The organism is Ruegeria sp. C2 (assembly GCF_056537765.1).
In genome coordinates this window covers 1487841-1501289 of sequence record NZ_JBQFRZ010000001.1, presented here as the reverse complement: position 1 = coordinate 1501289, position 13449 = coordinate 1487841, and the positions used below count along the sequence as shown (strand labels likewise).

At 59.1% G+C, this 13449-nt stretch carries 15 protein-coding genes; 11 read left to right on the top strand and 4 right to left on the bottom strand.

Going from position 1 to position 13449, the window contains the following annotated elements:
- The first annotated feature begins 269 nt into the window (after window positions 1–269).
- From ACR0IV_RS07640 to ACR0IV_RS07615, 6 genes are all read left to right on the top strand, one after another.
- Window positions 270–902, top strand: coding sequence for an ATP-dependent Clp protease proteolytic subunit (locus ACR0IV_RS07640; RefSeq protein ID WP_480469244.1), 633 nt, complete (start codon window positions 270–272; stop codon window positions 900–902).
- A 137-nt stretch (window positions 903–1039) separates the two neighbouring features.
- A complete protein-coding gene (gene clpX / locus ACR0IV_RS07635) occupies window positions 1040–2305 on the top strand; it encodes an ATP-dependent Clp protease ATP-binding subunit ClpX (RefSeq protein WP_480535923.1) in 1266 nt (421 codons plus the stop codon).
- 212 nt (window positions 2306–2517) lie between these two features.
- On the top strand, window positions 2518–2880 hold the full coding sequence (locus ACR0IV_RS07630) for a RidA family protein (protein ID WP_480469246.1): 363 nt from the start codon (window positions 2518–2520) through the stop codon (window positions 2878–2880).
- A gap of 79 nt (window positions 2881–2959) precedes the next feature.
- Window positions 2960–3343, top strand: coding sequence for an NADH:ubiquinone oxidoreductase subunit NDUFA12 (locus ACR0IV_RS07625; protein WP_480657161.1), 384 nt, complete (start codon window positions 2960–2962; stop codon window positions 3341–3343).
- 11 nt (window positions 3344–3354) lie between these two features.
- A complete protein-coding gene (mlaD, locus tag ACR0IV_RS07620; RefSeq protein ID WP_480657162.1) occupies window positions 3355–3807 on the top strand; it encodes an outer membrane lipid asymmetry maintenance protein MlaD in 453 nt (150 codons plus the stop codon).
- Window positions 3804–4163 carry a DUF2155 domain-containing protein gene (locus ACR0IV_RS07615; RefSeq protein ID WP_480657163.1) on the top strand — a complete coding sequence of 120 codons (360 nt, stop codon included), beginning with the start codon at window positions 3804–3806 and terminating at the stop codon, window positions 4161–4163. The genes mlaD and ACR0IV_RS07615 overlap by 4 nt, the downstream gene beginning before the upstream one ends.
- Here ACR0IV_RS07615 and aat read toward each other — a convergent pair.
- From aat to ACR0IV_RS07595, 4 genes are all read right to left on the bottom strand, one after another.
- Complete coding sequence (gene aat, locus ACR0IV_RS07610) at window positions 4127–4759, bottom strand: leucyl/phenylalanyl-tRNA--protein transferase (RefSeq protein WP_480469250.1); 633 nt, start codon at window positions 4757–4759, stop codon at window positions 4127–4129. The genes ACR0IV_RS07615 and aat overlap by 37 nt on opposite strands.
- Window positions 4760–4807: 48 nt before the next feature.
- Window positions 4808–6157 (bottom strand): acetyl-CoA carboxylase biotin carboxylase subunit, encoded by a 1350-nt coding sequence (accC, locus tag ACR0IV_RS07605; protein ID WP_480469251.1) that lies wholly within the window; start codon window positions 6155–6157, stop codon window positions 4808–4810.
- A gap of 9 nt (window positions 6158–6166) precedes the next feature.
- Entirely contained in the window at window positions 6167–6664 is a 498-nt protein-coding gene (gene accB, locus ACR0IV_RS07600; protein ID WP_480469252.1) for an acetyl-CoA carboxylase biotin carboxyl carrier protein, read from the bottom strand.
- Between the two features lie 150 nt (window positions 6665–6814).
- Window positions 6815–7351, bottom strand: a complete 537-nt coding sequence (locus tag ACR0IV_RS07595; RefSeq protein WP_480469253.1) for a helix-turn-helix transcriptional regulator — start codon at window positions 7349–7351, stop codon at window positions 6815–6817.
- A gap of 175 nt (window positions 7352–7526) precedes the next feature.
- Between ACR0IV_RS07595 and ACR0IV_RS07590 the strand changes: the two genes are divergently transcribed.
- From ACR0IV_RS07590 to ACR0IV_RS07570, 5 genes are all read left to right on the top strand, one after another.
- Window positions 7527–8822, top strand: coding sequence for a helix-turn-helix domain-containing protein (locus tag ACR0IV_RS07590; protein ID WP_480657164.1), 1296 nt, complete (start codon window positions 7527–7529; stop codon window positions 8820–8822).
- Between the two features lie 78 nt (window positions 8823–8900).
- The gene (locus ACR0IV_RS07585; RefSeq protein ID WP_480657165.1) at window positions 8901–9281 is read left to right on the top strand and encodes a response regulator transcription factor; all 381 of its coding nucleotides are present in this window, start codon (window positions 8901–8903) and stop codon (window positions 9279–9281) included.
- Window positions 9278–9598: a hypothetical protein gene (locus ACR0IV_RS07580; protein ID WP_480657166.1), complete on the top strand. Its 321-nt coding sequence runs from the start codon at window positions 9278–9280 to the stop codon at window positions 9596–9598. The genes ACR0IV_RS07585 and ACR0IV_RS07580 overlap by 4 nt, the downstream gene beginning before the upstream one ends.
- Window positions 9586–12267, top strand: a complete 2682-nt coding sequence (locus tag ACR0IV_RS07575; protein WP_480657167.1) for an ATP-binding protein — start codon at window positions 9586–9588, stop codon at window positions 12265–12267. Before ACR0IV_RS07580 ends, ACR0IV_RS07575 begins: the two co-directional genes overlap by 13 nt.
- 77 nt (window positions 12268–12344) lie before the next feature.
- Entirely contained in the window at window positions 12345–13448 is a 1104-nt protein-coding gene (locus ACR0IV_RS07570) for a FliM/FliN family flagellar motor switch protein (RefSeq protein ID WP_480657168.1), read from the top strand.
- Window position 13449 lies beyond the last annotated feature (1 nt).

The window sequence follows — 13449 nt, the reverse complement described above, 5'->3', positions numbered from 1 at the left end:
AGTCCCGCAGTGTAATTGAGGCAGCGCGCAGCAGCCGACGCGGTGGTGTATCTTGGTACAGATATCAGGCGTGTTTTTCTATATGCACGGATCAAAATGGCGTGATGTGTCGAACACGAATGCGCGGGGTCATTCTGAATGCTTGCTCGCAAAGCCACACGCGCCGATGAACGCGCGGCCCCCCTTGCAGCCCCTCTGTGGCGGCACTAAGACTCAGGTAACTCTTCTCCGGGTAATGTCCCGATCAACATCAAAGCAGGCAGGTTCCCATGTTCGATCCAGTTGACACATACATGAACACACTCGTCCCCATGGTCGTCGAACAGACCAGCCGGGGTGAGCGTGCATACGACATCTTCTCGCGCCTCCTCAAAGAGCGGATCATTTTCATCAACGGCCCGATCCATGATGGGATGAGCCATCTTGTGGTCGCGCAACTGCTGCATCTCGAAGCGGAAAACCCGAGCAAAGAGATCTCGATCTACATCAATTCGCCCGGTGGCGTGGTGACCAGCGGCCTGTCGATTTACGACACAATGCAGTATATCAAGCCGAAATGTTCCACTTTGGTGATCGGTCAGGCGGCCTCGATGGGTTCAGTTCTGCTGGCCGGTGGCGAGAAGGGGATGCGGTTTTCGCTGCCCAACAGCCGGATCATGGTGCACCAGCCCAGCGGCGGCTATCAGGGCCAGGCCAGCGATATCATGATCCACGCGGCCGAGACACAAAAGCTGAAAGATCGCTTGTATGATATCTATGTACGTCATACCGGACAGACCAAGAAGGCGGTTGAAAAGGCGTTGGATCGTGACAATTTCATGAGCCCGGAAGAGGCCAAGGACTGGGGTCACATCGACGAGATCGTCGAAAACCGCGCCAAGATGGACGGTGACGAGGACTAAGTTCAAAACCGCGCGCTTCCGGCGTGAGGGATGATTTTGAGATTGTAGCCGCCAGAACGCTGGCCTAAGCTGCAGGCATTGACGGCAAACGCGGCCCCTTGGGTGGGGTCGCCGAGACGGAGCCCGAGGGGTAAATCATGGCGACCAATTCTGGTGGTGACGGCAAAAACACGCTCTACTGCAGCTTCTGCGGCAAAAGCCAGCATGAGGTGCGCAAGCTGATCGCGGGCCCGACCGTGTTCATCTGCGATGAGTGTGTCGAACTCTGCATGGATATCATCCGTGAAGAGACCAAGGCCAGCGGTCTGAAATCCTCGGACGGGGTTCCGACTCCCAAGGATATCTGCGAGGTGCTGGACGATTATGTGATCGGTCAGGCCACCGCCAAGCGCGTCCTGTCGGTTGCCGTGCACAACCATTACAAGCGCCTGAATCACGCCCAGAAAGCGGGCAGCGATATTGAGCTGGCCAAGTCCAACATCCTGCTGATCGGCCCGACCGGCTGCGGTAAGACGCTGCTGGCGCAGACACTGGCGCGGATTCTGGATGTGCCGTTCACCATGGCGGATGCAACCACGCTGACCGAAGCCGGATACGTGGGCGAGGATGTCGAGAACATCATTCTCAAGCTGTTGCAGGCGAGCGAATACAATGTCGAACGCGCGCAGCGCGGCATCGTCTATATCGACGAAGTCGACAAGATCACGCGCAAGTCCGAAAACCCATCGATCACGCGCGACGTATCGGGTGAGGGTGTGCAGCAGGCGCTGCTGAAACTGATGGAAGGTACAGTGGCCTCGGTACCGCCGCAAGGCGGGCGCAAGCATCCGCAGCAGGAATTCCTGCAAGTGGATACCACGAATATTCTGTTCATCTGTGGCGGCGCATTTGCTGGTCTGGACAAGATCATCGCGCAGCGCGGCAAAGGCTCTGCTATGGGCTTCGGCGCGGATGTCCGCGACAATGATGAGCGTGGCGTTGGCGAGATCTTTAAGGATCTGGAGCCTGAGGATTTGCTGAAATTCGGCCTGATCCCGGAGTTTGTTGGCCGCCTGCCGGTTCTGGCGACGCTTGAAGATCTGGACGAAGATGCGTTGGTCACCATTCTGACAAGCCCGAAAAACGCTCTGGTCAAGCAATACCAACGGTTGTTCGAGTTGGAAGACGCAGAGCTGGCTTTCACGGATGATGCGCTGAAAGCCATTGCGAAAAAAGCTATTGAGCGCAAAACCGGTGCGCGAGGTCTGCGGTCGATCCTCGAAGACATCCTGCTGGATACGATGTTCGAATTGCCGGGTATGAAGAATGTGACCGAAGTAGTGGTCAATGAAGAGGCGGTTACATCCGAGTCTCAGCCTTTGATCATCTACGCAGACACGGCAGAGTCGGCGTCCGCTGGCTAAGCACGTTCCTCAATTCACTCGGATCATTTTCGGAGACCTGGGTAGGGGGCTCTGCCCCCGCCGCCGCAAGCCGTGATACCCCCGAAGTATTTAATGCCAGATGAAGCAGGGGATCCGTCGTTCATCTGGCCGAATATATCCCGGAGCGCGAGGCAGAGTCTCGCATTTTTAACGTTTAAGCCAAATGGCAATTGGTTTCTGAGAGGGCTCGAATGACAATCAGGCGCATATCTTCAGGTGGTGAGTTCGAGGTTAAGGCAGGCTACTGCCGAGCAGTTGTTGCGGGCGGTTGGGTGCATGTCGCAGGCACAGTCGGGCAGGGTGACACCGTTGTCGAACAATGCCGATCCGCCCTTGATATCATCGGGAACGCCTTAGAGGAGGCGGGCACTTCATTCTCGAACGTGGTGCGTGTGACCTATATGCTGCCAGATCGCACCGAATTTGCGCCTTGTTGGCCTGTGTTGGCTGAGACGTTCGGAGCAAACCCGCCCGCGGCGACGATGATTGAATGCGGTTTGATCGACCCGAAGTACCGGATCGAAATCGAAGTAACCGCGATTTTGCCGGATTGACGCAGACAAGCTCCGTTGCACTGGACCTTGGCGAGCCTTTGGTCCATATCTGCGGAGACAGAAATGCCGGAGGCAGCCGATGGGAATCCTGAACAGTCTTTTGCGGGCCGTGACCTGGTGGAACGGAGCCACTCTGAACACGCAGATCTACACCTCGCGGAAGGGTGTCAAAGTCGGTGAAGACAACGAAGGCAACGTGTTCTATCGCACCGCTGATGACAGCAAGCGGTGGGTGATCTTTAATGGCGAGGCTGAGGCAAGCCGGATTGATCCCGACTGGCATGGCTGGCTGCACCGCACCTGGGATGAGCCGCCAACGGACAAGCCGCTGGCGCATAAGTCCTGGGAAAAGCCGCATCAGGAGAACCTGACCGGAACCGCGCTGGCCTACGCGCCTGCGGGGTCTTTGCGTCGTCCTGACCCGGTTGAACGCAGCGATTACGAGGCGTGGAGCCCGGAATAGGCGAGACCCAGATGTCTACTCATACCAAGACCGAAGTTATTGTCGGCGGGGTCGTGCTCGCCTGTGCCATCGCGTTTGGCGTCTACGCAAGCCAGTCCACAGGCCTGTCTCAAGCCCGCGCTGGCTATGAGTTGGGCGCGTCATTCCGCTCGCTCGAGGGCGTGGGTGTCGGCACAGATGTGCGGCTTGCAGGCGTCAAGATCGGGACAGTGACTGATGTTACGCTGAACTCTGACACCTACCGGGCCGATACACGTTTCTCTGTGGCGGATGGAATTCTCATCCCCGATGACAGCGCGATTGTGATTTCCTCGGAGGGGTTGCTGGGCGGGAACTTTGTTGAAGTGATGCCTGGCGGGTCTCCGTTTTATTTCGAGGCGGGCGATGAGATTACGGATACGCAGGGTGCGGTCAGCCTGATCTCGTTGCTGGTGAAATTCGTGGCCGGGGACGGTGGCGAATGATGCGTATGGCTCTGATGGCTGTTCTGCTGTCGGCCAGTGTCGCCTCGGCCCAGCAAAAGGTTGAGTCCGGACCGGGCGCGATGTTGCGCGGGCTTGATAAGGTCAGCGGTCAGACCGTGGATGTCGAGGTGCAGAACGGGCAGACGGAGAGTGTGTTCGGGCTGGACGTCGCTTTGGGCGATTGCCGTTATCCGGCCGAGAACCCGACCGGGGACGCGTTTGCCTATCTCACGATTTGGGAGCAGGGCAAGGCGCAGCAATTGTTTGATGGCTGGATGATCGCAACTTCACCGGCGCTGAATGCGCTGGATCATGCGCGTTACGATGTCTGGGTGATCCGCTGTATGACCCCCTGAGGTCGCTGCTTTAGATCAGCAGTGAAATCCGCGCTGACCTCAAGCGCTTGCTTTAATTCGCTATGATAGGCTGCGCGCGGTATTTCGATGGCGCCCAGCGAGGCGAGATGTGCGGTCAGAAACTGCGTGTCGAACAGGACAAATCCAGTTTGCCGCAAGCGGTCCACCAGATAGGCCAATGCGATCTTGGACGCATCGGTGCGACGCGAAAACATGCTTTCACCAAAGAAGGCCGCGCCTAAAACCACGCCATAGACACCGCCAACCAGGCGATCTGCGTCCCAGACTTCGAGAGAGTGGGCGTGGCCGGTCTTATGCAATTCGTCGTAAAGCCGACGCAGTTCCGGGTTGATCCAAGTGTCCGCCCGGTCAGCGCAACCCTCTACCACGCCTGCAAAGTCGCGATTGATGCTGATGGTGAATCCGCAGGTTCGCAGACGGCGGGCCAGACTGCGCGAGATGTGGAAACCGTCCAAAGGAAAAACGCCTCGGAACTTCGGGTCGACCCAGAAAAGTTCGGGGTCATCACGGTGTTCGGCCATCGGAAAGATACCGATGGAATAGCCGTGCAGCAGAAGTTCGGGGGAAAGGCTCATGCTGGATGCCCTGGGACCGGAAGGCCGTAACCTTCCGATCCCGTGTTCTTATTGGGCCATATTCTCCGCAAGCCAGTGCTCCAGCCAGTGGATATTGTAGTCACCGCTGTGTAGATCGGGTTCCTGCAGCAGCGCGTGGAACAGGGGAACAGTGGTGTCGATGCCGTCGACGATCAGTTCGCCCAATGCGCGTTCCAAACGTGCCAGCGCCTCGGCCCGGTCACGGCCCTGCACGATCAGCTTGGCAATCAGCGAGTCGTAGTAGGGCGGGATCGAATAGCCGTCATAGAGTGCTGAATCCATCCGAACCCCCAGACCGCCCGGAGCGTGATACGCAGTGATCTTGCCGGGGCAGGGCGAGAAATTTGGCAGCTTCTCAGCGTTGATCCGTACTTCGATGGCGTGGCCATTGATCTCAAGATCGTCCTGACCAAACGACATATCCTCACCAGCGGCGACAAGGATTTGTTCGCGCACCAGATCGACGCCAAAGATGCCTTCGGTCACCGGGTGTTCCACCTGTAGGCGGGTGTTCATTTCGATGAAATAGAACTCGCCATTTTCGTACAGGAACTCGATGGTGCCCGCGCCGATATAGTTGATTTTGGCAACCGCATCCGCACAGACCTTACCGATCTTGGCGCGTTCTTCCGGGGTGATGCAGGGGCCAGGGGCCTCTTCGAACACCTTCTGGTGGCGGCGCTGCAGCGAACAGTCGCGTTCACCCAAGTGAACCGCCTTGCCTTTGCCATCGCCAAAGACCTGAATCTCGATATGGCGCGGCGTGGTGAGGTATTTCTCGATATAGACCTCGTCATTGCCAAAGGCAGCCTTGCCCTCGGCGCGCGCGGTCATGAAAGCGCTTTCCATCTCGTCGGCGCTCATCGCGACTTTCATGCCACGGCCGCCGCCACCGGCGGTGGCTTTGATGATAACGGGATAGCCGAATTCCTCACCGATGCGCTTGGCGTCTTCCAGAGTCGGAACGCCGCCATCGGAGCCGGGAACGCAGGGCACACCCAGTTCCTTCATGGTGTCCTTGGCGGTGATCTTGTCACCCATGACGCGAATATGTTCTGCGGTGGGGCCAATGAAGGTGATGCCGTGATCTTCGACGATCTGCACGAACTCTGCATTCTCGGACAGGAAGCCATAGCCGGGGTGGATCGCCTGCGCGCCGGTGATTTCACAGGCCGAGATGATCGCGGGCACCGACAGATAGCTTTGCGGGCTGGGCGGAGGGCCGATGCAGACCGATTCGTCGGCCATGCGCACATGCATCGCATCGCTGTCAGCGGTGGAGTGGACGGCAACCGTCTTGATCCCCATCTCACGCGCGGCGCGGATCACGCGCAGGGCGATCTCGCCTCGGTTGGCAATCAGGATTTTGTCGAACATGGGCCCGCCTTACTCAACGATGACCAGAGGCGTGCCGAATTCCACAGCGTCGCCATCGCCCACCAGGATACGTTTGATGGTGCCGGATTTGGGTGCGTGGATGTGGTTCATGGTCTTCATCGCTTCGACGATCAGCAGCGTGTCGCCTTCGGACACTGAAGCGCCAACCGAGATGAACGAAGGCGCGCCCGGTTCGGGCTGCATATAGACGGTGCCGACCATGGGTGAGGTCACAGCGCCGGGGTGGCTGGCAGGATCATCCACGGCGGCAGGAGCTTCGGCAGCGGCAGGGGCGGCGACCGGAGCGGGCGCTGCGGGCGCGGCTGCCGGAACGGCGACCTGAACCGGAGCGGCAACAGTCTGCGACATACGGCTCACACGGACATTCAGGCTGTCTTCTTCGCCATATTCACGTTTGACCTGCAGTTCGGTCAGATCATTTTCGCGCAGCAATTCGGCCAGTGCCTTGATGAACGCCACATCCGCTTCGTGTTTGGTATCTGTCATGAGTGTCCTCGAAGGTTCCCCTATGGCCCGTCTGTTTCCTGCGGGCTTGGTCTGATTACGCTGGGTTATATGCTATGCGGACGGTCATGAAAAGCGCCGTTTGGGCCTTCGATTATGGGGTTTTGCGTCGTATTTCGGGCGTGGCGCCGCTCATAAGGGCATCCCTGACAGTTTGGCCACCAGCTCAGGCAGCTTTCGGGCTCCGAATTTTTCCAGCAGCCGGGCGCGATAGGCTTCGATGGTGCGATAGCTCAACCCAAGTTCGACGCCGATTTCCTTGGCCGAGAGACCCCGGCAAGACAGGATCGCCACTTCACGCTCGCGCGTGGTCAGTTCAACCAGCGGACGTTCCTCAGAGATGTCGGAAAAGCTCCAGATGCCATGCCGGAAAGGATCATCCGGTGTGAGGGATCGCCCCCGTGCGCGGCACCAGAACAGGTCGCCATCACGGCGACGCATAACCCGTTCATCAGTGTAATATCCGGTGTCGCGCATTACCTGAAGGCTGCGTGCGCCGATACGTTCCCAATCAGCAACCGATGGGTAAAGGTGCAGCAGAGGCATATTGCGATACTCGGCCTCATCCCCGCCGAAGGTCCGCGCGAACTGTAGATTGCAGCGTCGGATGATCCGGTTTTCAAGCTCGACAAGGCCGATGGGGGCGTATTCGAAGGCGGGATCGCTCATATACCTATGGTGACGCGTATTGTGCTGAAAGAGAAGGGGAGGCAACAGGTTTCCCCGATTCCAGACATCTGGAATTGTTAAGTTTGTAAATCTGCTTTGAAAATACTTGGGCAACTGTTAAAAATTATAGACTAATTCTGAAAACCAAAGCGACGATCCCAAAGGTCCAGCAGCGATGCGAGACACTCTGACAGGCAGCCGGATACGCGAAAGGCGGCAGATTTCGGGATTGCGGCAGGCCGAACTGGCGCGACAGGTTGGAATTTCGGCCTCTTATCTGAACCTGATTGAACACAATCGCCGCCGGATCGGAGGCAAGCTGCTGGTCGATATTGCCTCGGCTCTGTCGGTTGAGCCGTCGCTGCTGACACAGGGGATCGAGGCCACGCTGATCGCGGCGCTGCGCGAGGCCGCGGCGGATGCGCTGGGCCAGCAGGCGGAATTGGATGCGCTTGAGGAATTCGCGGGACGTTTTCCCGGCTGGTCCGGGGTTCTGGCGCAGATGCACCGCCGCGTGGTTTCGCTGGAGCGGACGGTGGAAACACTCTCGGACCGGCTGACCCATGACCCGCATCTGGCCGCATCGATGCATGAGGTGCTGTCGACCGCTGCCGCGATCCGATCCACCGCCGCCATTCTGGCCGAACCCGGCGACATCGAGGCCGAGTGGCAGGACCGCTTTCACAGTAATCTGCATCAGGATGCGGAACGATTGGCCGAAAGCTCCAAAGCGCTGGTGGCCTATCTGGATGACAGTCAAGAGCAGGGCGACTTACGGGGTATACCATTGGACGCGGTCGAGGCTTTCTTTGCTGAGCGGGGCTTTCACTTTCCTGAGATTGAGACAGGAGGGAAAGGCGTTGATGTGGCGTTGGACAAGCTGGAGTCGTCTGCGGCCAGAACGGTGGCGGCCGAGCTTCTGGACCTTTATGCCGCAGACGCGCGTGCCATGCCGCTTGATCAGGTTGAGGCCGCGTTGGATTCGGCAAACCCCGATCCGCTGGCCCTTGCGGCGGCCTTTTCTGTTGATTTGCCTACAGCGCTACGACGGCTGGCGTCCTTGCCCGAAGGCGTGCTGGTACGCCCTGCCGGGCTGGTCATCTGCGATACTTCGGGCAGTGTTTTGTTTTACAAGCCCACTCAGGGGTTCGGGCTGCCGCGTCACGGCGAAGCCTGCCCGCTCTGGCCCTTGTTTAGCGCGTTGAATCGCCCTCTGGTCCCGATTCGCAAGCGTGTAGTGCAACTGGGTCGAACGGCAGCTGAGTTTGAGTGTTTCGCAATCGCCTGGCCTCAACTTGTCGCAGCGTTCGGGGATGAGCCCGTATATCGGTCAATCATGCTGGTTCTGCCGGTAGAAGGTTCTGCGCAACCCGCTGAAGGTACGGCGCAAGTGGGGGCAAGTTGCCGAATTTGCCCGAAACGTGATTGCCATGCACGGCGTGAGCCTTCGATCCTGCGCGAAGGGTTTTGACAGTTTCCGGGCAGAGCGCTTAAGCTGTTTTAGACAGGTGGCCGGACGTGCGACCGGTCATGGGGAGGAATTGCAAATATGAGCCGTAAGGTTCTGCTGATCGAGGATGAGCCCAACATCACCGAAGCGATCCGGTTTCTGCTGACGCGTGAGGGTTGGCAGGTCGATACCCATGCCGAGGGCACGGATGCAGTGCAGGTCGTGCTGGCGGCCCGGCCTGATCTGGTCATTCTGGATGTGATGCTGCCGGGCAAAAGCGGCATGGAGATATTACGTGATCTGCGCGAGCACGATGAGATGCAGGGCCTGCCGGTTCTGATGCTGACCGCGCGCGGGCAATCCCGCGACCGCGAGATGGCAGAGCAGGCCGGGGTCAGCCGTTTCATGACTAAGCCGTTCTCGAATACCGAGGTTCTGACAGCTGTGCGTGACCTGCACGCGCAGGCCTCGCGATCATGAGCTCCTCGGACGAGGGTGAGGACCCTGGCGGTCCGGTCCGACCGTCGCTTTTTCTGGAGCGTCAAAGCTATCGCCGCCGCAGACTGGCTGACGCGGCGCGGCTCTTGCCGTTTCTGGGGGCGGCATTGCTGGCCCTTCCGTTGCTCTGGCCTGACAGCAATGGTGAGACCGATGCGCTGTCGCTGTCATCGGCGATGTTCTACATCTTTGCGTGCTGGGGCGTTCTGATCCTGATCAGCCTGATTTTCGGTTTTGCAGCCCGGCGTATGGCCGCGCGTGAGAAAGCCGAATCCGGGGCCGAGCTATGGCAACGCTGAACGTCCTGATACTGGTCTGTCTGGGCTATGTCGTGTTGTTGTTCGGCGTGGCCTTTGCCGCCGACCGGCTTGCTGCGCGCGGAGGCGGGAAGTGGTTGCGTTCACCACTGATCTACACGTTATCGCTGTCGATCTACTGCACGGCCTGGACGTTCTATGGAGCCGTCGGCAATGCCGCGCGGTCGGGGCTTGAGTTCGTCACCATCTATCTGGGTCCGACGCTGGTGATGGTGAGTTGGTGGTGGGGTCTGCGCAAGCTGGTGCGGATCGGACGCAGCCAGCGGGTGACCTCGATCGCTGACTTGATCTCGTCGCGCTATGGCAAGTCGAACACGCTGGCGGTTTGCGTGACCATTCTGGCGGTTCTGGGGGGCACTCCGTATATCGCGTTGCAGCTGCAGTCTATCACGCTGTCGTTTTCGATCTTTGCCGAGGCAGATCCGACCGGCCTCTATCGCGAAGGCTCCAGCGTGTTCTGGGTGGCCACTGGGCTTGCAGTGTTTGCGATCCTGTTCGGCACGCGAAACCTGGACGCCAACGAGCGGCACCACGGCGTTGTCACGGCCATCGCATTGGAGTCGGTGGTCAAACTGTTTGCCTTGCTGGCGGTTGGTATCTTCGTCGTGTGGGGTATCGCCGGTGGAATCGGCCCGATGATGGATCGAATTGATGCATCGGAAATCGGTCAGTGGAGAGTGGATGCCGGGCGGTGGACCACCTTCATCTTCCTGTCGGCTGCGGCCTTTGTCTGTCTGCCGCGGATGTTCCAGGTGATGGTTGTCGAAAACGATGACGAAAGCCATCTGCGCACCGCGGCCTGGGCCTTTCCGCTGTATCTGCTGTTGATGAGCCTCTTTGTGGTGCCGATTGCCGTGGTCGGTCTGGACTTGCTGCCGGAGGGGTCGAACCCGGACCTGTTCGTACTGACGGTGCCCCTGTCACAAGGCAATGACTGGCTGGCGATGCTCTCCTTTATCGGCGGCTTCTCATCTGCTACTTCGATGGTGATCGTGACCGCCATGGCGTTGTCGACGATGGTTTCTAACCATGTGGTCATGCCGATCTGGCTGAATACGCATGAGGGGGCGGGTTCGGTTTCAGGCGATGTGCGCACGATCGTGCTGATGGCCCGGCGGGTATCAATCGCAGCGATTATGGCGCTGGGTTATTTTTACTATCGCCTGTCCGGAGGCGGTGCGGCGCTGGCCTCAATCGGGTTGGTGGCTTTTGCCGGGATTTCGCAGATTTTGCCGGCCCTTGTGGGGGGATTGTTTTGGCGCGGGGCGACGCGAACAGGGGCTCTGGTCGGACTGAGCGTCGGCTTCTTCCTTTGGATTTACACGTTGCTGTTGCCGGGCATGGGCGGAGGAATCATCGCACCTTCGGTAATTGAGAACGGCCCCTTCGGCTGGGGTTGGCTGCGCCCGCAAGCCTTGTTCGGGATCGAGGGGATCGATCCGATGGTGCATACTGTGATGTGGTCCCTGTCGCTGAATACGATCGCCTTCTGCGTTGCCTCGATGCTGAGTTTTCCCAGTCCGCTCGAACGCCTTCAGGGGGCACAGTTCGTCAACGTCTTCGATCATTCCGCCGCACCGCGCGGATGGACCGGATCAGTGGCGCAGAGCGAAGATCTGATGATCATGACCCAGCGTATTCTGGGAACGTTGCCTGCGCAGGAGTTTTTTCAGGCCGAGGTTGCGCGGCAAAAGGGCCGCCCCGGTCGTTTGCCTGAACCTACGCCGCAATTTCTGGAGCGTCTTGAGCGCGAATTGAGCGGTTCGGTCGGTGCCGCAACCGCGCATGCCATGATCGGGCAGATTGTCGGCGGCGCGTCGGTTTCGGTCGAGGACCTGCTGGCCGTGGCCGACGAATCTGCGCAGTTGCTTGAGTATTCCGGCCAGCTCGAGGTGAAGTCGGCCGAGCTGAGCCGTACTGCACGGCAATTGCGCGAGGCGAACGCAAAGCTGACTCAAGTATCGATGCAGAAAGATGCGTTTCTCAGCCAGGTCAGTCACGAATTGCGAACCCCGATGACCTCGATCCGGGCGTTTTCTGAGATCATGCGCGACACTGATGGTTTGAGTGATGCCGAGCAGACCCGTTACGCGGCGATCATTCATGATGAAGCGCTGCGTCTGACACGCCTTTTGGATGACCTGCTGGACCTGAGCGTATTGGAAAGTGGTCAGGTCAGTCTGAACATGGGTGAGGCGACGCTGAGCCAGGTGCTGGATCGCGCTGTTTCGAGCGCGCTTACGGGTGGCGAACGGAAACTGGCGGTGAAACGTGTGCGCCCGTCCGAGCGGATTCAGCTCCACACGGATCTGGACCGTCTGGGGCAGGTGTTTATCAACCTGATCTCGAACGCGCAGAAATATTGCAACGCGGCCGAGCCGGTGCTGACCATTTCCGCTCATGATGTGGGCGGCCAAGTGGTGATCGATTTCATCGACAATGGCAGTGGTATCCCGTTCGAGGCGCAATCGATGGTGTTCGAGAAATTCGCCCGCGTCGGTTCCGACAAGGCAGGCGGGGCCGGGCTGGGCCTGGCGATTTGTCGCGAGATCATGCAGCGCCTTGGAGGCGAGGTGGCTTATCTGCCTGGGCAGGGCGGTGCAGCATTCCGGGTCAGCCTACCGCTGGCTTATCGGCAGGCGGCACAATGACGATGATATAAAGACATTCGTAACGCCCGCCGGGCTACACCAAGGGTCGCAACATCGACAAACGGTGGATTCGGGCGATGACAGTTCAGGCCAACCCAGCATTGGCGCGCAAGCTTTCGACAGGACAGGACAGCGTGGCTGAGCCGCCCCGTTCGATCCTGCGTGCCTTGCGGCTCGGGTTGGCGCGCGCTGCAGGCGATGGGCTGGGGCTGGGCTTGTCGGTGATCGGGGCAAAGCATGCCAAGCGCGCGCAGCCCGAGTTGGCCGAAAGACTGCAAGACAGCTGGCTGTTGTTGCTTTTTCTATCCGAGCAGGCAGGTGCGACAGCGGTGTGTCTGGATCCGGGATGTGTTTCGGCCATTGTCCAGCAGCAAACAATCGGGATGGTCACATCCGACCCTCCGTCTGAACGCGTCTTTACCGAGACCGATGCGGCAATGACCGCGCCATTGTTCGAGGATATGTTGGACCGTGCGCGCGGTCTTGTTGACGGGCCGGCGGATCGTATCAGTCTTTCGGGGTATGAATATGCCTCGCGGTCCGAGGATGTGCAGGCGCTGCTGCTTGCGATGACGTATGACAGATACCGTGTTGTAGAACTGACGGTCGAGCTTGCCGGTGGTGCGCGGCAGGGTGAGATTTGCATTCTGCTGCCTGACCCTCCGCAGTCTGAAAAGGAACAGGCTGAGCAGGAAAACACTCCGGGCCTGAGGCTACAGCAGGCCTCCGGCGTGATGCGGGCCGAGTTGAATGCCGTGCTCTGTCGCATGTCCCTACCGCTGACCAGCCTGTCTGAACTGGACGTGGGGGATGTTCTTCCGCTGAGCGTGGCAAAGCTGGATAAGGTTCAGATTACAACGATCGAGCGGGGGCGGATGGCGATAGGGCGGTTGGGGCAGTGCGGCGGAATGCGGGCAGTTCGAATCAACGAACACCGCGCCTCCACGGCCTTGACCTATTCAGAGCCGCAACCGTTTCTGCCCAGCCAGCCTCGAACTGACAACGCGGGTGGACAAGATATCTCGACGGCATCTGAAATCGGACTGACCGAGGGTTTGAGTAATCTCACGTCGATCGGCGTTGATGACGATGCCGGTGAATTGCTACTCACCGATTCCAAGCAAATGATCTCAGAGATTTCGCAGCTCGCAGGTCTTCCGAGGTCTGATGAAACGAGCTGAA